We start from the raw sequence: 20,240 nt of genomic DNA, 5'->3' as shown, positions 1-20,240 counted from the left end.
GTGAAAGAATAATGCTAGGCAATCGTAAAGAGGAAGGATGCAACGATCATCCATATACCAACGATGATGCCCAGTATGCCCAGGCTACCTTGTTTCGGCGCAACTTGTGCCCGGATACGCACTGCCTTTTCGCGGGCTTTTTCGTTGTTGGAGAGGAAGAACTTGTTGATGAGCGGGAATCCGAGCAGGAAACCAAGGCATGCTTCCACCAGGTTGCCTGCAGTCAGTGTGATCCACCAGATAGGCGCTGAAGTGAGCCACCCCAGGTTTAAAATGGCCATTACAAGCCCCCATATACCCCAGCAGCAGAAAACAATCCCTATCCACCCCTGGTAGGGTTCTACTTTTTCCAACAGCTCCTTTGCATTGGTTTTTTTAGATAAAATCAGGGAAGGAACGGCGATGATGCTTAGCAGGATTAATGTTATTCCGTAGATCATAATGTTGCATTTTTACGTGACGAGATGGTTTCGTTTTATTATGCAACAAAGGTAGCAGCGTACGATGGCGACCACAACATCGTATTCAGTGAAATTCACCCCCCTGTTTTCAGGGGGTTAACTCAGGAGGCCCAATTTGACGGCATACCTGGTGAGGCCAGCCAGGTTGCGTACCTTCAATTTCAGGATGAGGGTTTTGCGGTAGCTTTCAATCGTATGTTTGCTGAGAAAGAGTTTGTCTGCGATTTCCTGGGTGGTGTATTCCTCCGCGATCAGCTTCAGTACATCCTTTTCGCGGGAAGTGAGCATTTCAAGGGTTTCTTTTCCCTTATTAAAAACACTCTTGAGATACTCCTGTTTCACCGCCTCTGAAAAGTATTTCCCGCCCTTGAGGATCGTTTTGACCGCTTCCAGCAATTCGTCTGAATCCGCATTCTTCGACAAAAAGCCGTCGACATTATTCTGGATAAGCGCATCGATGATATTACTGTCGGTATGCATACTTACCACCAGCGTGCTGATCTCCGGTCTTTTTTCCTTGATATAGTTATTCAATGTAATGCCGTCTATGTCGGGCATACTGATATCGGTGATAACGAGATCGACCTGCTCATCCGGATGCTGGTCGAGATAGTTGATGACCAGTTGGCCATTATGCGCATAATATGGTACATGGAGGTCTTTTTCCTGTGTTATCAGCCTGATAAGGCCTTCCAGGAACAATTTATGATCGTCGGCCAGGATAATATTATGCTTCATAACATTCCGGTTTTAAAGGTATTTCAATGTCAATTACGGTGCCTTTCGATGGGAAAGAGTCGATGGAAAATACGCCGTCGAATAGTTTCAAACGCTCCCGGATATTCTGAAATCCGATGCCATATTTCACCGTTTCCACAGAAAATCCCTGCCCATCATCTTCAAACAGTAACTTCAGCATACCATCCAGCCGGGTCAATTGTATTTCTACTTTCGACGCCTGGCTGTGTTTCTGCGCGTTGGTGATGAGCTCCTGGATAATTTTATAAACCTCCGCTTTCAGGGTAGTCCCGATCCGGTCAATTTCTTCGCCGGGAAACGCATGAAAGGTGATAATGGCGTTGCCGGGCATGTTGAATTGCCTGATATAGCCGGTTATGAGTTCGGTGAAGCCGGTGTTACCAAATTTCAGCGGCACCAGGTCATGGGAAAGATCACGTACCTGGCGGTAGGTGTCGTCTACCTGCCGGATGAGCGCATCCAACCGATTCGCGGCAGTTTGATTGGAGAGCTGGAGTTTGATAGCGGCGAGGTTACCGCCAATGCTGTCGTGCAACTCCCCCGCAATTCGTTGCCGTTCTTTTTCCTGGCCGGTAATGGAGGCCTTCAGCAATTCAAGTTCTTTATCTTTCAGCAGCGCCGCAATTTTCTGCCGGTTCATTTCCTCCATCGTAGCATTTAGTTTGCTCTGCGCCTGCAATTTCTGGTAATACATAAACAGCAAGCCTATGATGGGCAGCAGGATAACGAGAAACCCGATCAGCAGGCTATATTTTACTGTCTTCTGATGATTTAACTCATTTTCCTTATTCAATATTTCTTTTTCCTTCTGGGCGGTTTGGTATTTTATTTCGAGTTCGTTGATCTCTTTTTTATTCTGCCTGTTCAACACTTCCTGGGAAATGCCCAGGTACTGGGTCATGAGTGCATAGGCGTTTTTATAATCGCCTGTCACCGCATGGAGGTTACGCAGGCTATTCAGTACTCGCAGCTGTGCTTTGAGATCGTTCCATTGGAGCGCGTTGGCATACACCAGCGACAATAAGGCCTTGGCGTTGTCATAATCTTTGCGGGCAATGAGCAGATCGCCCATCCGTTGTCCGGCGTTGATGTACAGGTCAAAAAACTGGTGCTGCTGCGCCTTGTTTTCCACTTCATTGTAAATGGCATAGGCCTCGTCTGTTTGCTGGCTGAACTCTGCGATAATACCGAGGGTCAGTTTCGCCTGTAGTGCCTTCTTTTCCTCTTGTTGCTGCTGGAAATAAGCCAGTGCTTTTTCAGTATACAACTTCGCCTGGGGCAGGTTCTTTTGTTCCAGGAAAGCGATACCCAGCCGCTCATACACCAAATGTTCCAGTTTTTCAACCCGGCCGGTATTCCGCAGCAGGTCCTGGTACGCCGCTATGGCTTTGTCATATTCCTTTCGGGCGGCATATACGTTTGCTATGCCCAGTTTGTTGTCATTGATGGCGATTTTGTTGTTGAGGGATTCTGCGATCGGGATACCCTGAAGGTAAAAACGTAAAGCTTCGTCGTATAGGCCTTCCTCACTGTAGGCGTTGGCCAGCGTAAGATAAAGGGAAACCTGGCTGGGTAGTTTATCGGCAGATGGAAGGTCGCTTTGATTAAGACTGCCAATAAGCTGCTGCGCATAAAAGATCACCGAGTCCGTAGTGCCATGGGCTGCATGGAAGGCCAACAGCGGCTGCACCGCCGCTATTTTTGCTTTGATATCGGTAGCCAGATGCATTCTCCGCAAAAGAGAATCGGGTGTTTTTACCGGTACGTCTCCGTACGCCGTGAAACCTGTTTCATTCTGGGCCAGACAGGGACTGGAAAGCGCCATCAGGACTACAAAAAATAAGGCTGGCACTTTGTTTAGCCAGGTTCGGGTTAATATGGTAAGTTCCACTATCAAGAAAAAAAATTTCCGTTTAGACGTTGAAGGTAATAATTAAATATATTATTTGGAATGGGATAGGCAGGTTGTTATCTGAGATAAAATATATTGGATCAGAAGCCATAAATTTGTATCCTACCAATTTGTTAGCTAACCCATGGTCATTACTAAAAGAATACAGACAACTTATAACACCGTACTCCGTGCTAAAATGTACTTCTTTTTCAGGAAAAGTATCTGGATGTACCTATTGGGCATGCTGATGCTGGGCTATGCGCTTCCCCTGGAAAATGCTGGTATGCTCCTTTCTGCACTCATTTATTTTATCATTTTCGCGCTGGTTATTTTGGTCCCAGTTTATCACTTCAGTACCCAGATGATGGTTCGGAAAGCCCATTTAGATGCCAATATTGAATTTAATGAGCAAGGTATTATTATAAGACATATCGATAGTAATACCATCGAAACCAAAAGCTGGGATTGGATTAAACGAATAGACATCACCCGGAAAGATATCCTGCTCATAGTGGATCATCCTACCCGCTTCCTTATTGCGCTGGAAAAGAGTAAATTGACAGCCCCTGAAATTCAGTTTTTCCTGGATAAAAAGAAAGGATAAAAGACTATTATCATAGCGTATCTATACACTAAACACGCTTTTGATACGGCTTATCCCTCTCCTTCCCCTACCTTTTTCAGATACCGTGCCGGTAGTGGCGCTACCTGATTTGCTGAGAAACAAAGCAATGCACTCCCTAATAACAAGGGAGTAGTATAAAAGATCAGTCGCCAAATCGAAGTTATACTTCGGCATGGCGACTGACAAGATCTATTTTCGAATGATTTTAGAAGAAGAATCTTACTCCTAACTGCACCTGGTAGGGATCTCCACCCGGGTTAGCGATTCCGCTGGTATTAACAGAATAGTTGTACGAGCGGGTGTCTTTGCTGAATGCGGAAGCACGGTATAACGAAGTATTACCAAAGTTATGGCTGGCTCCCCATTTCTTATTGAGCATATTGGCGAAGTTGAAAACGTCGACGGAAAGTTCAAAACCGCTCTTTTTAGACACCTTCAGTGTTTTGGCCAATCTTAAATCGAATGTACCATAGAATCCATTGACGCCTCCATTTCTCTCCGCAATCTTACCTTCCGATTTTTCAATATATTTTTTGAAGCTGCCACCTGCACCTGAACTCAGCAGTTTATTCAAACCATCTCTAACCGCAGCGGGGGTTGCCGCATCATTCGGATTAAATACATACGCGAGGTCGTTGGTACCGCTTACAAAGTCCTGGTTGCTGTTTACGCCAGACAACAGGCTGTAACGGGTGCCACCAATACCGGAGAAGCGCACGCTGAATACAAATCCCGCAAAGGTGGGCGATGTGCCATAGAATACTACCTTATGACGGAATTGCGCATCAGAGTAACTCATCTTACTCAAATTACGCGGATCATCTGCCACCGGCAAACTTAAGGTAGCTGTATTGGCCACATTACCGTTGTAGGAGGTATTATCTTTGGAATCGTTCCAGGTATAGCTGGCAGTGATGCTACCATCTTTATAATAGCGGTAGTTAACATCATATACGAAAGTATAGGTATTGTTTTTACCCTTGCTGGTGAGTTCCAATACCCTACCAAACGCGTTGCTGATCCGGCCATCCAGGTAGTTACCACTGCCACCGCTGGTATTCATCTTATCTAAAGGAATATATACGCCCCTGTTGGCTTCGTTAGGCATTGTGAAATACGGGGTTTCCACCATATTCCTGTCTATATAGAAGTAGTTATTACGGCCGTAGGTGAGGTAAGCGGAAACGCCCATTCTCAGGCGGCTCGTAATATACTTGGTGTAATTGATATTAGCCTTGTAAACGACGGGTATCTTAGCGTCGGGGCCTGTGTAGTTAATGAGTGGCAACTGGTATTGTGCAAAAGTTGGCACTGTAGAAAGATCTTTCCGGAATGCCGCGAAATCAGGAGAAGGTATGCTTACTGAACTCGCGTTCAGGTTAGCTGTTCCGAAATGTTTGCCATCAAATGTGAGGTTGTTGATGAGCATATAGTTATTCATATCGGAGCTAAATATACCTGCACCCACTTTGATATAATCGGTATGTTGCTGGTTCACATCCCATGTGAGCTGGATTCTTGGCTGTGGCACAAAAGACTTAATGCTGTTGTTGGTGCTTAGGCCCAGTGCTTTATACAGATCTTCGTTGAATGGCGCTTTAGGATAAGTAGCCATATCAAAACGTAAACCGGCCGTTAGGCTTACCCCTTTACCCAGGTCTGTTTGCAACTGACCATAGATACCGCCGTTGAAAATACCGGAGGTTACGCTTGGATCGGCCACCAATGGTACTTCCCGATAGAACGCATACGGCGTATTATTACGGAAAGCATCCAGGCCCCTGTACACATAGCGGCCATTTACTTCGCTACCATACAGCGATTTGGCATGTGTATACATGAGATCGATACCGAAGGTGTAATTAACTTTTTGGGTATTGTAATACAGGTTATCTGTGAGCTGGAAAACGTTGTTGGTAAACCCTTCCTGACCAAAGCGGTGCCCGCCAATCTGGATATTGGTAGACTTGGTAGAGCCATCAGACAATACAGAAGTAACGTTTTCCACGATCGCTCTGGGCAGTGCGCCCGGCAGCTCATCATTTTGCTGGCTGGATTGCCAGGTATACAAATGCTGCGCTTTTAATTCGTTGGTAATTCTAGGGCTGATCGTAGACCTCAGCGTCAGCAACAGGCTGTTATCTTTGTTGAAGTCGTTACCGGTTGACTCATACAGGTCGATGGCCGTATTGTCAATCAAGCCCAGCTTGTTGATGTCATTGGTGTAGTTGTCTCGAATAGTCAACAGGTTCTTATCGTTGATCTGCCAATCCAGTCGCAGGAAGCCTGCATCGGACTGACGTGTTTTTCCAAAAGAGCCATACTGAGCATGATTGGAAACGCCATACTTTGTTCTGGCAATATCTACAAATGTATCCAGTACATTCCGGGTAATATTATATACGAGCTGATCGGAATTGGATTGTACGTCGGCGATTACCAGGGAACGGTTATCTGTTTGATGGTCCCAGGCGAAGAAGTAGTGCAATTTATCTTTGATGATGGGACCGCCGATAGAACCTCCGAACTGATAAGTAGAATAGTCGTTATTTCTTTTGTTACCACGAATATCATAGGGGCTGGATAACCAGTTGGCGCGACCATAACCAAATACCGAACCAGACACCGTGTTGGTACCGGATTTGGTAACGGCGCTCACCGTACCGCCACCGGATCTGCCGAGCGTAACATCATATTGGTTAGTCACCACTTTAAACTCGCGTACCGCTTCAATAGAGATAGAATATGGCGCACCGCTCCTTGACGTGGTAGGGCCGGCAGACGTAGGATTCTTTGCCGTCATACCATCGATGGTGTAGTTGGTGCCAGATCCCAGCTGACCACTGATACTGTTACCATTGCCGGTAAGCGGAGACAACGCCGCCAGGTTGGCGAAGTTTCTTCCGTTGACCGGCAGCCTGTTCATATCTGTGGGCGTAATAGTAGTGGCAGCGCCTGCATTCACCACCGCTTTCCTGTTGGACGTAGATACGATGGTAACGGCCTCCAGGTTGGAAACAGATTGCTCCAGGTCAAAGTTCACCTGGAGTACATCTCCCTGGTTAAGGCTATAGTCCTGCTTTTTTTGCGCGCCGAAACCCACTGCCGATACGGTAATCGTGTAAGGACCGCCGAGCGGCAACTGTTTAAAAGTGTAATGTCCTTTGTTATTTGACTGGGTCCTGTTGGTAAAACCAGTCGACTCATTTCTTACAGTAACAGATGCCCCAGGAATCAGGGTACCATCCTTGGCTTTGACCTGGCCATTCAAATCAGCCAGCGTAGATTGGGCAAATACATAGGAAGACGCTAGCATACCTAACGTAATAAAGAACAGACAGAGTGATCGCTTCATCGATTTAGATGGTTTAAAATTCAGTCCGCGAAATTATCAACGTGATGTTTAGTGCGTATTAACACGATGTTAATAAAATATTATATTTGGTTTTCATATAGGCGTGACAGATAAGATAGGTTTAGATAAAGATAATATTTTAAATCGTTATTTCTTAGTTTCATATAAAGGGCCTCATTGTTCTTTAGAACCGCTCAAAAATATCCGATCCGATAACGAACGCTTCCCATATCCCAGCCGGCTTCTTTGTTCCATCCGCATCCAGCTTTTCATTGGCAACCACGTACCACTGGTTTCCATGCTGCCATCACGTAATACTTTTCTTGTACTTCAAATTATTCTTGCCCGCTCCATTCATTATTTGAAAAATATCATATATTGCGAATATGTTCGTAACTCAGTTTTTTTTTGTTAATCACTTTGAGCTGTAGTATTTTGAAAAAATACCCTTTTGCTATAATGTCCATACTTTTCATTGTTTCTTGCCAATCAACCCGGAAATTTGAGACAAAAGAAATATCGAGGTTATGTATTATCTACAAGACAAACTTTACACCCGCCCATAAAAGATCGCCAGAAACGCGAAAACAGATTAAGAACAGGTTAGAGCAGCTAGAACGCTATATGGCACTTTCGCCCGATTCAATAGTTATTTCACAAAAGAGCGGCGAAGCCGCAGATAAGGCTGTGGTGGATTCTTTTTACTCCAACATCAATAAAATTTCCTATATCCAGCGGCACAAATTAGAGTCTGCCCACAAAATTTTCTATTAATAAACGTGGTCGACATCCCTAAAAGGTCATTTTACAAATCCCTTAAATTAATTTTTTCCGGTCTGGGGTTAACCATTCATTAAAAATTACCAATATGAGAATTTACAATTATTTTTTAATTGTCACATCGACACTTTTATATGCTTGTTCCAAAAACGATTATGCACCTGTTGTCCCAAAATTGAATCCAATTGATGGCTACTCAATTGCCCAAGTCGATTCCATCGCCCGTCACTATGGCTGGACATTTACTCCAGGAGATACAGCAAAGGGAAAACAGACCATGAAGATTCAGGATTTCATAAACCTAGCCGAAGGCCGCATTGCAAACGGACTGAACGCAAGAAAAATTAATATTGAAGGCACTCTAACGTTTGCGAATACCGTACTCGGTGCGTATCCCAATGACGGAAATACTTTTGTAGGGCTGGGTGGCCAAAATGCGCCATTATACAATCTTACCTGGAAATTCCCCAATTTAAAGAGCATGGCATTTCCAAGTATATACAATATGACGTTTTCTGTTTACTCAGACATTGGGTCTGAGCCGCAAGTTGGAGGCGCAGACTTTATGTATGATGGAGCAGACGGCCCTATTTTAAATACCGATTGGGCATATAAGCACCAAGGCTCGACTATTTCCGGTCTTGCAAGCGCATTTTATGTGCAAAATTATGGTACCGAACATGAAACTGTTCACGTTTTGGGAGGGACGATACAACGCCATTATGTGGTTCAATTTAAAATTAACGGTCAAAACGTCGCAAATGTATTATCGCCGGTCAATGCAGTCATCACCCTGACACTATTAAACTAACTTCAGGAGTACCAACTGCCACAATAAAAAATAGAGGTTATGTGTAAAAACCCCGATTTGATCCAACAGTAGGATAACTTTTTAGGCAGCCGGAGGTAGATCATCCAGCTGCTTTCTTTTTGCCCAATGTAACGTTTCTTCAAAAGTTTGTAATAGCTAATTCCAAAACAAGGCAGGACAATAACAAAGGCAGGATTACCTAGCATGTACATCCTGCTTTTTTTTCAGCAACAGCCAATCAAACACATCTTTCCTTTCATAAATAAACTGAAGGTCGTGACCTATCCCCTCAAGCCGAGTAAACCTGATATTTCCGTTACACCAATCTAGTTTATTAACGACTCGCTCTGTTTCAGTTATCGGAATTTTCTCGTCTGCTGTCCCATGAAAAGCCCATACTGGAACCCTGCTAATATCGCAAATCCTTGTTGTGTCGGTATCATTACAGCCTCCGCATAATGGTATTATTGCAGCAAATTCATTGGGGTGATCCATTGCTGTAATATAAGTGCCATATCCTCCCATGCTGATTCCTGTTAAGTAAATTCTGTTGGAATCAATCCGGTATTTAGATATCAAATCCATATATAACGAATCAAACCAATTCTCAGTTGACCAATACTTACCTTCCGGGCACTGCGGCGCAGCAACGATAAAGCCGAATTCTTGTCCTCTATCAATAAGGTGGGGCCATCCATATGCTTTTACTTTATTCAGGTCATTCCCCTTTTGTGACCCTCCATGAAGATAAATAACAAGGGGATAACGATTGCTTCCTTCTGAATACCCCTTTGGCAAAAACAATACGTAGTTGTATTTTGTCTTTACCTTTAAATTAGATTGCGCATACGCATTGTTACCAGCAAAAAGAAAAAAAAATAGCAAGAAGATAAACATATTTTTGGGCTCTGTGAATGTTCCGAATAGTTCTCTTTGTAAAGATAGTTGGAAGCGACATAAAGTGTATGTAAACCACAACAACTCTTCTCCGCTTTTATAGAATAAATTATAGAGCAAAAACAAAAAATACACTACTACAGCGAATTACAGCAAAACCCTGTAATTTCGCTGGAATTATAATCGGAGACTAATATGTACTTAAAAACAAAATGTCGTAAACTAGTACAGACAAATCAACCCAAATAAAATTAAGTAAACACGAAACGCGATTTCGCACTTTGATAGACTAACAAATAGACCAAAACAACAAAGCCCGCGACCAGCGCGAGCTTCGTGAGGGGCTTGCAATGGACTTTCCATAGTAAACTATCAAGGATGTAAGTGAAACTATGTCGCGCCTGTAATTGACTGATAAAATTTAAGTCAATCATTTCTTACTGTAATGTTACTTTAATAATGTTTGTGATAGCAGGCAATGTATTATACTGGTTCGGATTGGGAACAGGCTGAATGGTTTTACTTTCCTGTAATGGCGTACCAGCCAGGTTTGCCTGAGTAACCCCTGCACCAGGATACTGATTAACCGCTGTACCATTATCGAATAAGCCGACGAGGGAAGAGAAATCTCCCTTTTGTGAGCCGTCAATATCATTGCCTGTAGTTGCAAAAAACCAATCATTGGAAAAACCGTACATAGTGGCAACAGCAATTCTGTCGCCAGGTTGCAGCGATAACTGCTGGGATACCTTTCCGCCAGCGGCGCCACCTACTCTTGGCAGTAATACTGTATTAGCTGCTTCTTTTAACACATAGACATTCCTGACACCAGGTTTAGTTTTCAAGAAACCTGCCAGGATATCCGCATTACCTTTCTGTGCAAGATCTTTTAAACCTTCTCCGCGATCATTTTCACCAGTCTTGTAAAATGGGTTGGCTGCTCCCTGATAAATAACGACCAGTACTGGAGATAGAGGTGTAAAAATGCCGGTTTGCTGGGTGAGATACGAATTCATTGCAGTGATATTTCCCATCTCAGCGATATCTGTCAGTCCATTGGCAGTAGGTTTACCAGATGAATAAATGGGTTCTGGCAACAACTGGTTACCCCCAGCTACGTAAGATATGGTCCATACACCCGGGCTAAATGGTGTTTCATTTGCTGTGCCTCCGGATTTATTGCTGATTGTAAAAGTAAACTTGGAGTTGCCATCGTACTGTAATGACGCCTGCATTAACCGGGATGCTGGCAGATAGGAATGACCATAGTCGTCCATTCCATTTACTTCCTTAATATTTTTAGTACCAGCCTCCGCCGTTCCTGGATGCATTACGGCCCCTCCCGGCGCCTGGTTTACCCTGGTGCCATTGTCCCATAGCCTGATCTGATCGGAAACATCCCCGGTAACCGGGCTTCCATCGCTATTATATAGTGTAATGCCAGGATTTATAGGTGCAAAGAAGAGGTCATTGCTCCAACCATACATGGTAGCGAAAGTTAGTCGTTGGTTTTTAGCAGCATAAAACGAGAAGGATACGGACTGCCCAGGGAGGATCACGGGTGGCGTACCGTTACCTTTGAATGTGCCGGATTCCACCAGGGGTTTGCTATCCAATACATTTTCAATAGTAATAGTACCGTTTTGCTCAGGCGGCATATCGTCGTTCTTATTGCAGGAAGCCAAAAATATAAAGAGGCTTAATACCGCCATCGAGCCGAAAAGGGTCTTTTTCATGTCTGATTAAGTTTAGAATACAAAAAAACAAGATGTAGTTCCCAAACTAGTAACAGAGTTATAACAAAAGTATCACAGCCATATTTTGACCGGTTTTTTCATGAAATTTGTAGCGCAACAGAACGATATGCAGAAAGTACTAATTATTGAGGACGACCAGGAAATAATTGAATTACTGGATATTCATCTTAAAGACCTCGGTTGTGAGGTTACTGCCGTTACTAATGGGCTGGATGGGCTGACTGCGGCCAGCCAGGCCAGGTACAACCTCATTATTCTGGACCTGATGCTTCCAGGACTCAACGGCATGGAAGTTTGCAGACGCATCAGGCAAAACGACCGGCTCACTCCCATCCTGATGCTTACAGCAAGATCAGAAGAAATAGATAAGGTAATGGGATTGGAAACCGGGGCAGACGACTACCTCACAAAGCCTTTCAGCATCAGGGAATTCATAGCCCGGGTTAAAGTTATCTTCAGAAGGAACGAAGAAGTATCCGCCCCTGACGTAAACCACGGGCCGCCTCCCCTGATCCATTTTGATGGATTAGAAATTGATCTCGACAAACGAAAAGTCAGCATCAATGATCTCCGGATTGACCTCTCCCCTAAAGAATTTGAGTTATTGGTTTTACTTGCCTCCAACCCGGGGAAGAGTTACAGCCGCAAACGACTTCTTAACCTTGTGTGGGGCTACGATTTTGAGGGCTATGAACATACGGTAAACAGTCACATTAATCGCCTGCGAGGCAAAATAGAGAGCGACATCGCAGCACCAAAGTATATATTAACCACCTGGGGAGTTGGCTACAGGTTTAATGAAGAGCTATGATGAAAAAATCAATCCGCGGCAACTGGCTATTTTGGAAGATTGCCTCTGTTTTTACGCTTGTAATGGTTATACTGGGGCTCGTGTTTATTTATATAGCATCTACCTTCTCACGATCCTACTATACTGCCGCCCATCAGCAATTGTATGGCGATATCGCTCAACATCTGGCAACATTTACGAAGCCAATCAAAAATGGCAAACCTGATACCACCGTTACTCATGACATCATCCACTCTACAATGGTTGCTAACCCAAGTGTGGAAGTATATCTCCTGGACACCGCAGGAAATATAACCGATTTCGTGGTTCCGGATACCACTGTTCAAATTCGACGGGTTAATATGATCCCTGTTAAAAAATGGCTGTCTGCTTCCAACGGTAACCGGCCGATGGGAGATAATCCCAAACAGCCCGGCGAGCCGGCTATTTTTTCTGTTGCACCTATTGCTGAAAACGGACATCTTGCAGGCTATGTTTATGCTGTACTTGCTAGTGAAAAACAGCAGGAGGTGCTGACGTCATTAAACGATCATTTCTATTTCCGATTAGGGTTTTCAATCTTCTTTGCAGCATTGATTGTTGCACTCATTGTTGGGCTAATAACATTCTTTTTGATTACAGACAGCATAAGAAAGATTTCAGATGTAGTAAAACGATTCAAAGAGGGCGACTATTCAGCACGGATAGAAGGCACTGTCAAAGGTGAGTTGGGGCTCCTCACCTCCACCTTCAATGAGATGGCAGATGAAATTGTAAACAACATTGATAAAATAACAGCAACTGACAAATTCCGGCAAGAGCTGATTGCAAACGTATCTCACGATTTACGTACACCACTATCTATCATGCAGGGGTATATTGAAACACTCCTGATAAAAAAAGAAATCACAGCAAACGGAAGGGAGCGTTATCTTTCAGTAATACATGCGAGCGCTCAAAAACTCTCCAGTCTGGTAGACCAGCTTTTTCAATACGCCAAACTTGAGGCAAACCTCGTAACGCCTGAAAAAGAACCATTTTTCATAAACGAACTGGCTTCCGATATACTTGTGGCCTATCAGTTAAAGGCAACCAATCGTTTTATTGATCTGCATCTGGATGCGGCCCCTGATCTGCCAAGAGTTTTTGCAGACATTGCACTCACTGAGCGTGTGTTTCAAAATTTGCTGGATAATGCATTTAAATTCACGCCTGATGGAGGTTCTATCAAAATCATCCTGACAAAAGCGTCAGCAGGTGTAGAAGTTCGTGTGATTGATACGGGCATTGGCATCCCACTTTCAGATCAGGCTTTAATATTTGAGCGCTACAAGCAACTGGACGTTGACTCAAAACCAAAGAAAGGAATGGGAATTGGACTAGCGATCGTAAAAAAGATCCTGGAACTGCATCACTCAAGCATTGAGGTGGAAAGTCAGCCTGGATATGGAGCAATGTTTCATTTCATAGTACCGGCAGTGTGAGAGGATGATCTGTAAAAGTTCAGGGGGCATCATATAGCGAAAATATCAAAAGACCAAACTGGCAGAAATATTGAAAACTCGTCAGAATACAATTAATATTATGCTGGCAAGATAAACCTTAAAAAAATCAATTGTTTTAGCAACACATAGCCTAGAAACTTTTTCTATAATACGCCTTTATGCCTAAATAACTTCATTATGAAAAAAGCTTTATTTGTATTAATTCTGTTATGCAATCTAAAAGGCTCTGAATGATTGTTATCTACTAAATATTCATACTGGAACCACTTGGTGGTTAACACAAAAAAAGATAAGAAGTTCTCCTTTGAAGTAGTCGATATCTTCATTGCCTATATAGATAATCTTCAGGGCTTTGCTGATGCCATCGAAAGTGTCTTCCCCCAAACCGAGGTTCAGCTCTGTATCGTACATCAGATACGTAATTCTCAGAAACATCTTTCCTACAAGGATGTCAAGCCATTTATGAAAGATCTTCAAAACGTCTACAAGGCCACTACTGCTGACCAGGCAGAACGAAGCCTTGACCAGCTGGAATCTAACTAGGAACCAGGTATTCCAAAGTGATTGAATCCTGGCGGCCATCGGGAGCGAAGGAACGACTAGGTTGACAACTAGCATTAAAGCATTTATAACCGCTAAACATTGAATCCATCTCAAGATTTTATATAAAAATTGTATATATTTTGCATTATCAGAACTTCAAATTAAAGGAAAGATGAAAAAATTACCTCTTTTAGGGACTATTCTTACTGCCTTACTTTTTATAAGTAAGATTAGTAGCGGTCAAGACAAGATTACTAAAAATTTTTATGAGTTAATTTGTAAAGAATGGAAACTTCAATCCTATGAAGAAAAAGGAAAAAAATTCCCGCCTGTTCCGGAACAAAAAGGAGATAAAATGATATTTTATAAGGATAACAAAGTGAAATCAATTGAGTCAGGATATATCCAAAATGGCATTTGGAAATATGAAGCTACCAAAAGTATACTGACTGTCATTGATAATGATACAAAAGAAAAGGCGATAATGAAAGTAATTAAATTAACTAATGATGAGTGTATATTGGAATATAAAGACCCGGAAGGAACTTTACTAAAAATGCATATGCTACCCGTCAAAAAAGTATGATTGATTATCTCAAAAGAGAGCAACAAAATAATATTCTAACTTGTGAAGTTTCAAGAGATTCGCTACATTTTGTAAATTACTGAATCTAACATTCTAACTATCATCAATGACTCCAGAAAAAAGACAAATTAAGGCCAGAGAAAGCTGGATCAAGTATTATGAAGAATTAGGTTCAGTAAGCCAAAGTTCGGGGAAGTCCACATAATCAGGAAACGCAATTTCGCACTTCGATAGACTAACAAATAAACCAAAACAACAAAGCCCGCGACCAGCGCGAGCTTTGAAACGGGACTATTTCAATAAGTGTGTAAACTTAAAAATCGGGGATCAAATTAATAATTAGATTCTCACTCTTTTATCAAAAATAGTTAAAAACTGATTTAGGACCATGCCCCAGTTTCTAATGGGCATGGTCCATTTTTTTGATACTTCCCGTAAAGCCAGGTATACTGATTTAAGGACAGCTTCATCAGTAGGGAAGGATAGTTTGTTTTTGGTATATTTTTTAATTTTACCGTTCAGATTTTCGATGAGATTGGTCGTATAGATGATCTGTCTGATCTCCATGGGAAAGTCAAAAAAGACAGTCAGGTCTTCCCAGTTTTCGCGCCAGCTTTTGATGGCGTATGCATACTTTGTACTCCATTTAACATCCAGGGCATCAAGAGCAGCCATGGCAGCCTGTCTGGTTGGGGCAGCATAAACATCCTTCATATCGGTGGTAAACTCCTTTTTATCTTTCCAGACTACATAGCGGCAGCTGTTACGTATCTGGTGTACGACACAAACCTGAGTGGCAGACTGAGGGAACACCGATTTGATAGTCTGAGTGAAGCCATTAAGATTATCCGTGGCTGTAATTAGAATATCTTCCAGGCCACGGGCCTTCAGATCTGTAAGTACAGTCATCCAATAGGCAGCTGATTCATTCTTACCCAGCCACATTCCCAGGACTTCTTTGAGGCCATCCCGCTTTAGGCCGACAGCGATATAGACGGTTTTATTCACCACTTTGCTGTTCTCCCGTACCTTGAACACAATGCCATCCATCCAGACTATGAGATAAACCGGTTCTAATGGCCGGTTTTGCCAGGCGACAATATCTTCTGTCACCCGGCTGGTGATGCGGCTGATCGTGGCCGTGGAAACGTCAAATTTATATACTTCTCTTATTTGCTCTTCGATGTCGGACACACTCATTCCCTTGGCATAAAAGGACACAATTACCTCTTCCAGGCCCTGAGCCATCCCTTCGCGTTTCGGGATGATCATGGGATTAAAGCTAGCATCACGATCTCTGGGAACTTTTATCTCAGATTCACCATAGCTGGTCTTAATCTTCTTCTTACCATAGCCATTACGGCTATTGGCACTATCATTATGTTCATGCTTGTCATAGCCCAAATGGCTATCCAGCTCGCCTTCCAGCATTTTTTCAATGCCCCGCTTCTGAATCTGGGCAAGAAAATCGTTTAGCTGATCGGCTGTTTTAAACTGCTTCAGAAAGTCGTCTGATAAAAAATCTTCTGTCTTCATAAAACTGTATATGCTTTAAAATTAAAAAATCGGAGCTAAACCCCGATTTTTAATATTTACACAGTTTATGAGATAGTGTCTTTGAAACTTTTCGGTGATCCCCTTGGGAGTAGCACGTATCTTCGTAATGTCTTGTAGAATGGGTGTTTAGTAGTGGTGAGCGTTTATTGCTAACCGTGATACTGACCGGATTAGGTGTAACCGCTATGGTCAGGAGTAATGTTAGGCAAATATAAAGAAATTAATTTTATAAAATCCCCGGAAAATCTGCCTTAATCTATTTCTATCAAGGGATACAGCAATTTGTAGATATTAGCTATTTAATCGTTAAAGAATCAATGCTCCCCATTTTATACATTATGCTCGTCGAATCTCTTTTATCATATAAAAATATATTATTCTGCGTTTGGCCAACAAATATTAACGAATCTGTAGTCTTTACGCGATGTCCATTATATAAAAAACTCATTTCCTTTATACTACGTGTACCGAATTTCGTCCTTTCTGCATCAAATCTCCTATAGTTACCTATCTCCTGTCCTATAAATATAACAAGGGCTAAAGAAGCTACAAATGAATAATTCAGAATAAACCCCAACTCATTATACCTTTTAAGAACAAATAGCAACCCAATTAAAAATAGAAAGGAAGCAAAAAGATACCAATCTTGAAGTTCATAGTGTCTAAAATGCCAAACCCTTGTGAGTAATAAGGCACCAACAACTAGAATAGCGTAAAAAATTGCGATAAAAATCAAAGCTGCATTTGGGGCTTTTCGTGATACATTACCCTCCCCGGCCTCTTCTCTTTCTACCACAGAAGAAGTATCAATATTTTTTATCTTCTGATTAAATATCATTTGAATAAGCCCGATATAAACTGTTGAAGAAAATATCACAATTCTTGGGAAGAACGACAAAAGTATTTCGGTGCTTGAAATATAGTTATATATGTCGATGCCAAATTCAATATAGTAGTAGTACAAGTTGCAAAATCCAAAATACAATAAGCATATGGTGCATAAAGGAAGGTATTCTAAAACTTTTTTCATAGGTATTAATTCTAATTCCTCAATTTACTATAAAAACTAATTTCAAGGAAAAAAGTACAAACATATCGTCAGGGCATAAACAGCCAGCTATGTTTTGGTAATACCCGAACCCTTAAACTTTTCATGCTACGCATTCAGTACCTATAACAAAAATGGCGCTAGAAGAAATCAAGCGCCATTGTCATTCAGTCCTACCTTACAAAAAAAAGAACACAATCTTACTTTTCTTCAGCTCCCAAAATGGAGGAAGATAGACCATCGGTAACCTCCTCGGCAATCTCCTTTATCTTCTCCTTTTCGGCGTTACTTAAAGCCTGTATCAACTTACCTTCTACTCTCCTATCAATCCCCCGCATCTTTCTGTAGAACGTAGGAGTACTATAGTTACATTCCTCACAAACACGCTCCCTGAAAAGTACCGGCAGCTTGGAAAACTTAGTATGCATGTCAAGCAAAATGTTTGCTGGTTGGGATTTAATATTCATAAATGAAGTTTGAAAGGTTAGTACTATTTGATTTTACTTCATCGATTCGCTCCTCAATATCTAGTCCATGGAGCGTTAGGAAAAAATTCTTGAAATAATTGCCTGTAATAGCCGCTATTGTTCCATCAACACCCGCATCTCCATCTATCAGTATGGAGATATATCGGTCCAATGCGGCTTCTAAATCATGTAGTTCGATTCCGGATTGAAAACTCGATAACTTATAAAGGTCACCTTCAAGCTCTTTTACCAGCGAAGGAGTTAAGTCCTTTACCCCGTCCCTCCGTAAGGCATCACGAATGCTAAATGCCGCAATGATGTTAGTTCTAAACAGGGCATAGAACATTATGAAATCGGCCCGTTGGCCCCCTGTCCAGTGATCAGCAATGTTGCTGCCGATGACGTTTGACAACTCGTACTCGCAGACCTCAATAAAGCCATCTGAAGTACCGCAAGCGGTGATTTGATCCAAGATGGTTAATAGATTCTCCATAACATTTAATTTTAAAGGTGATTACTACTATATCAGATTGCCGTATAGACATGGATGTCTCGTTCCAACCGACAACTATCGATGGGCTAAATGAAGATGATGAGGATTATATATGCTAACCACCTGGATAGCACTATATCACCATAAGGAGAAAGGAAAAGCTTAAAAGATGGAAGGCGCTGCAAAAGAAAGAATAAAAAAGCGCAGGCATTCACAATCCGTTTCAGAGGTACTGGTATACCCGACGACGAGAAAGTGAAGCCCACGCTATATCGCATGAGCAACTCACTTCATCTCTCGTCGTCTTAAAATTACCAGTTTTCTGAAACGAGAATCTTATGTGTTGCTTCAAATCATAATTGAAGTTACAAATATAACTTTTCCCTGCTTTAATAAAGCATTATGCAAAAGAATCAAATAGCACCAATTATAATACTAAAAGATGCAAAAACAATTCCTTAAGTAGCAAATATAATTATTTGAATTCTAAAAAACAATCTTTTAGATTCTTTTTTCAATCTTTTAATATCTTTTTCAATTCTAAAAGATCTAAATACGTAAAAAAACAACTTACTGCAAATCGATATATTTGTTCCAGACAGATATTATCAAATAAAGTATGGCTACTTATAATAGAATCAAGGCGGTGCTTGCATTAAAGAAGGTAAAGAATGATCAATTGGCTGAAGCCATTGGGGTAAGTTCTGGCGCAGTATCTACCTGGTGTAGAAATTTCAAACAACCTTCTATTGAAAAACTATATGCCATTGCCCGTTTCTTAAACGTCGAAGCAACAGCATTACTAAGTCCAATGAGCGAAGTAAACGAATAAGTACTCGTACCTCCAACATTTCAATAAACAATACGCGTTTTAGAATACTATTCATCAGCTCTAACCTCCTGCTGAAATAGCTGCCAAACTTCTTCCCTCAAAAAGAAAACACGCGATCTAATCTTATGGCGCTTTAACTTACCTATCTTTATCCAATCATATACCGTTTGACGGGTGATCTGAAACAACTCACATACCTCCGCAATCTTGTAGACAGGCTTATGAAGTAAGCTATCGGCTTCACCAACAATCCCAGTAGGACTATTCTATCCGGCGAATATTTCTTCCCGAATTATTACCCTCACCTGTTGCCAAAATTGGTCTGAACCTAAAGGAAACGACATAGAGGACATAGCATTTTCATTGCTCACATTTTCTTTCATACACTTGCTTTTTTTATTATTAAGATTAAGTAATTCGAAAATAATTAAACGTTCAATGATAACCTCGACCTAATGGAATTTCGATATAGGTTAAGGAGCTTCCCTACTGTAGAGGAAAAGCATCCCAAATCCCGGTTGTGTCACAACCGAACATCTTGCGGGTTCCGACGAAGTAGGGAACTTCCTATCAAAACTAATTCAATATTGAGCAATAGCCTTTACTCCTACAAAATTTAAAGGGATAAAACCATTACCTCTTTTTCTTTTCACCGGCCACAATCTCCCCTTAAATCTCCGCTGAATTTACCCATTTGCGACCACCGGGAGCGAAGGGCAAGCGGTTTTTGCGCAGCAAAAACACCGCTTGCTAATGGAGCGAAGATCCATTCAAACTCCGCAACCGGATGGCGAAGCCGGCCGGTTTATCTCCGCATACAGGTTGCGAAGCAGCCGGTATAATCTCTCCGAACTGGTGGCAACGCCGCCTGTTCAATCTTCGCAAACGGGTAGCAGAACTACACGTTTTATCTTCCGTCCTATCTGCATAAGCCACTAAATGCTCAAATCTCCATTTAGTAGAAAATAATTATTTATATTTAAGGGATAAACCTCAGTCCACTATAAAATGATTACCTGTGAATAATTTAACATCTTGTCCAAATTGTGGCGCCAAAATAAAGGATGGCGTATTCAGTAG

General features: G+C 42.0%; 20 protein-coding genes. 8 read left to right on the top strand and 12 right to left on the bottom strand.

Annotated elements, in window-relative coordinates:
* Positions 1 to 14: 14 nt before the first annotated feature.
* The 3 genes from HGH90_RS15000 to HGH90_RS14990 all read right to left on the bottom strand — a co-directional run bounded on the left by HGH90_RS15000 (position 15) and on the right by HGH90_RS14990 (position 3,111).
* Positions 15 to 440: a hypothetical protein gene (locus HGH90_RS15000; protein WP_169191450.1), complete on the bottom strand. Its 426-nt coding sequence runs from the start codon at positions 438 to 440 to the stop codon at positions 15 to 17.
* A gap of 117 nt (positions 441 to 557) precedes the next feature.
* Positions 558 to 1,199 carry a response regulator gene (locus HGH90_RS14995; protein WP_169191449.1) on the bottom strand — a complete coding sequence of 214 codons (642 nt, stop codon included), beginning with the start codon at positions 1,197 to 1,199 and terminating at the stop codon, positions 558 to 560.
* Positions 1,189 to 3,111 carry an ATP-binding protein gene (locus HGH90_RS14990; protein WP_317166153.1) on the bottom strand — a complete coding sequence of 641 codons (1,923 nt, stop codon included), beginning with the start codon at positions 3,109 to 3,111 and terminating at the stop codon, positions 1,189 to 1,191. Before HGH90_RS14990 ends, HGH90_RS14995 begins: the two co-directional genes overlap by 11 nt.
* A gap of 145 nt (positions 3,112 to 3,256) precedes the next feature.
* On the opposite strand from HGH90_RS14990, the gene HGH90_RS14985 reads away from it, so the two are divergent.
* On the top strand, positions 3,257 to 3,718 hold the full coding sequence (locus HGH90_RS14985; RefSeq protein WP_169191447.1) for a hypothetical protein: 462 nt from the start codon (positions 3,257 to 3,259) through the stop codon (positions 3,716 to 3,718).
* Positions 3,719 to 3,944: 226 nt separating this feature from the next.
* Here HGH90_RS14985 and HGH90_RS14980 read toward each other — a convergent pair whose 3' ends face one another.
* The gene (locus HGH90_RS14980) at positions 3,945 to 7,094 is read right to left on the bottom strand and encodes a TonB-dependent receptor (RefSeq protein ID WP_168762818.1); all 3,150 of its coding nucleotides are present in this window, start codon (positions 7,092 to 7,094) and stop codon (positions 3,945 to 3,947) included.
* Positions 7,095 to 7,962: 868 nt separating this feature from the next.
* On the opposite strand from HGH90_RS14980, the gene HGH90_RS14975 reads away from it, so the two are divergent.
* Positions 7,963 to 8,685 carry a hypothetical protein gene (locus tag HGH90_RS14975; RefSeq protein WP_169191446.1) on the top strand — a complete coding sequence of 241 codons (723 nt, stop codon included), beginning with the start codon at positions 7,963 to 7,965 and terminating at the stop codon, positions 8,683 to 8,685.
* A gap of 195 nt (positions 8,686 to 8,880) precedes the next feature.
* Here HGH90_RS14975 and HGH90_RS14970 read toward each other — a convergent pair whose 3' ends face one another.
* Together HGH90_RS14970 and HGH90_RS14965 are read right to left on the bottom strand one after the other, a co-directional pair.
* Positions 8,881 to 9,582: a prolyl oligopeptidase family serine peptidase gene (locus tag HGH90_RS14970; RefSeq protein WP_168762816.1), complete on the bottom strand. Its 702-nt coding sequence runs from the start codon at positions 9,580 to 9,582 to the stop codon at positions 8,881 to 8,883.
* Positions 9,583 to 10,019: 437 nt separating this feature from the next.
* Positions 10,020 to 11,318 (bottom strand): spondin domain-containing protein, encoded by a 1,299-nt coding sequence (locus HGH90_RS14965; RefSeq protein ID WP_169191445.1) that lies wholly within the window; start codon positions 11,316 to 11,318, stop codon positions 10,020 to 10,022.
* 100 nt (positions 11,319 to 11,418) lie between these two features.
* On the opposite strand from HGH90_RS14965, the gene HGH90_RS14960 reads away from it, so the two are divergent.
* Both HGH90_RS14960 and HGH90_RS14955 read left to right on the top strand, forming a co-directional pair.
* Positions 11,419 to 12,150, top strand: a complete 732-nt coding sequence (locus HGH90_RS14960; RefSeq protein WP_248277018.1) for a response regulator transcription factor — start codon at positions 11,419 to 11,421, stop codon at positions 12,148 to 12,150.
* On the top strand, positions 12,147 to 13,613 hold the full coding sequence (locus HGH90_RS14955; protein ID WP_169191444.1) for a sensor histidine kinase: 1,467 nt from the start codon (positions 12,147 to 12,149) through the stop codon (positions 13,611 to 13,613). Before HGH90_RS14960 ends, HGH90_RS14955 begins: the two co-directional genes overlap by 4 nt.
* 273 nt (positions 13,614 to 13,886) lie before the next feature.
* Here HGH90_RS14955 and HGH90_RS31780 read toward each other — a convergent pair whose 3' ends face one another.
* Complete coding sequence (locus HGH90_RS31780) at positions 13,887 to 14,069, bottom strand: hypothetical protein (protein ID WP_248277017.1); 183 nt, start codon at positions 14,067 to 14,069, stop codon at positions 13,887 to 13,889.
* Between HGH90_RS31780 and HGH90_RS32280 the strand changes: the two genes are divergently transcribed.
* Together HGH90_RS32280 and HGH90_RS14945 are read left to right on the top strand one after the other, a co-directional pair.
* A complete protein-coding gene (locus HGH90_RS32280; RefSeq protein WP_410493693.1) occupies positions 13,998 to 14,177 on the top strand; it encodes a transposase in 180 nt (59 codons plus the stop codon). The genes HGH90_RS31780 and HGH90_RS32280 overlap by 72 nt on opposite strands.
* A gap of 172 nt (positions 14,178 to 14,349) precedes the next feature.
* Entirely contained in the window at positions 14,350 to 14,763 is a 414-nt protein-coding gene (locus HGH90_RS14945) for a hypothetical protein (protein WP_169191442.1), read from the top strand.
* A gap of 339 nt (positions 14,764 to 15,102) precedes the next feature.
* Here HGH90_RS14945 and HGH90_RS14940 read toward each other — a convergent pair whose 3' ends face one another.
* The 4 genes from HGH90_RS14940 to HGH90_RS14925 all read right to left on the bottom strand — a co-directional run bounded on the left by HGH90_RS14940 (position 15,103) and on the right by HGH90_RS14925 (position 18,328).
* A complete protein-coding gene (locus HGH90_RS14940; protein WP_169191441.1) occupies positions 15,103 to 16,299 on the bottom strand; it encodes an IS256 family transposase in 1,197 nt (398 codons plus the stop codon).
* Positions 16,300 to 16,615: 316 nt separating this feature from the next.
* Entirely contained in the window at positions 16,616 to 17,350 is a 735-nt protein-coding gene (locus HGH90_RS14935) for a hypothetical protein (protein ID WP_169191440.1), read from the bottom strand.
* A gap of 218 nt (positions 17,351 to 17,568) precedes the next feature.
* Positions 17,569 to 17,835, bottom strand: a complete 267-nt coding sequence (locus HGH90_RS14930; RefSeq protein ID WP_169191439.1) for a hypothetical protein — start codon at positions 17,833 to 17,835, stop codon at positions 17,569 to 17,571.
* The gene (locus HGH90_RS14925; protein WP_169191438.1) at positions 17,825 to 18,328 is read right to left on the bottom strand and encodes a hypothetical protein; all 504 of its coding nucleotides are present in this window, start codon (positions 18,326 to 18,328) and stop codon (positions 17,825 to 17,827) included. Before HGH90_RS14925 ends, HGH90_RS14930 begins: the two co-directional genes overlap by 11 nt.
* 619 nt (positions 18,329 to 18,947) lie before the next feature.
* On the opposite strand from HGH90_RS14925, the gene HGH90_RS14920 reads away from it, so the two are divergent.
* Complete coding sequence (locus HGH90_RS14920; protein ID WP_169191437.1) at positions 18,948 to 19,160, top strand: helix-turn-helix transcriptional regulator; 213 nt, start codon at positions 18,948 to 18,950, stop codon at positions 19,158 to 19,160.
* A gap of 47 nt (positions 19,161 to 19,207) precedes the next feature.
* On the opposite strand, the gene HGH90_RS32275 is transcribed toward HGH90_RS14920, so the two are convergent.
* Positions 19,208 to 19,366 (bottom strand): helix-turn-helix domain-containing protein, encoded by a 159-nt coding sequence (locus HGH90_RS32275; RefSeq protein ID WP_410493692.1) that lies wholly within the window; start codon positions 19,364 to 19,366, stop codon positions 19,208 to 19,210.
* Positions 19,367 to 19,913: 547 nt separating this feature from the next.
* On the opposite strand from HGH90_RS32275, the gene HGH90_RS14910 reads away from it, so the two are divergent.
* Positions 19,914 to 20,099, top strand: coding sequence for a hypothetical protein (locus HGH90_RS14910; protein WP_169191435.1), 186 nt, complete (start codon positions 19,914 to 19,916; stop codon positions 20,097 to 20,099).
* Positions 20,100 to 20,240: the final 141 nt, after the last annotated feature.

The organism is Chitinophaga sp. Ak27, from assembly GCF_012726295.1.
Classification (GTDB): Bacteria; Bacteroidota; Bacteroidia; order Chitinophagales; family Chitinophagaceae; genus Chitinophaga.
The sequence above is the reverse complement of the archived record's forward strand: the minus strand, read 5'-3'. Positions and strand labels throughout refer to the sequence as shown.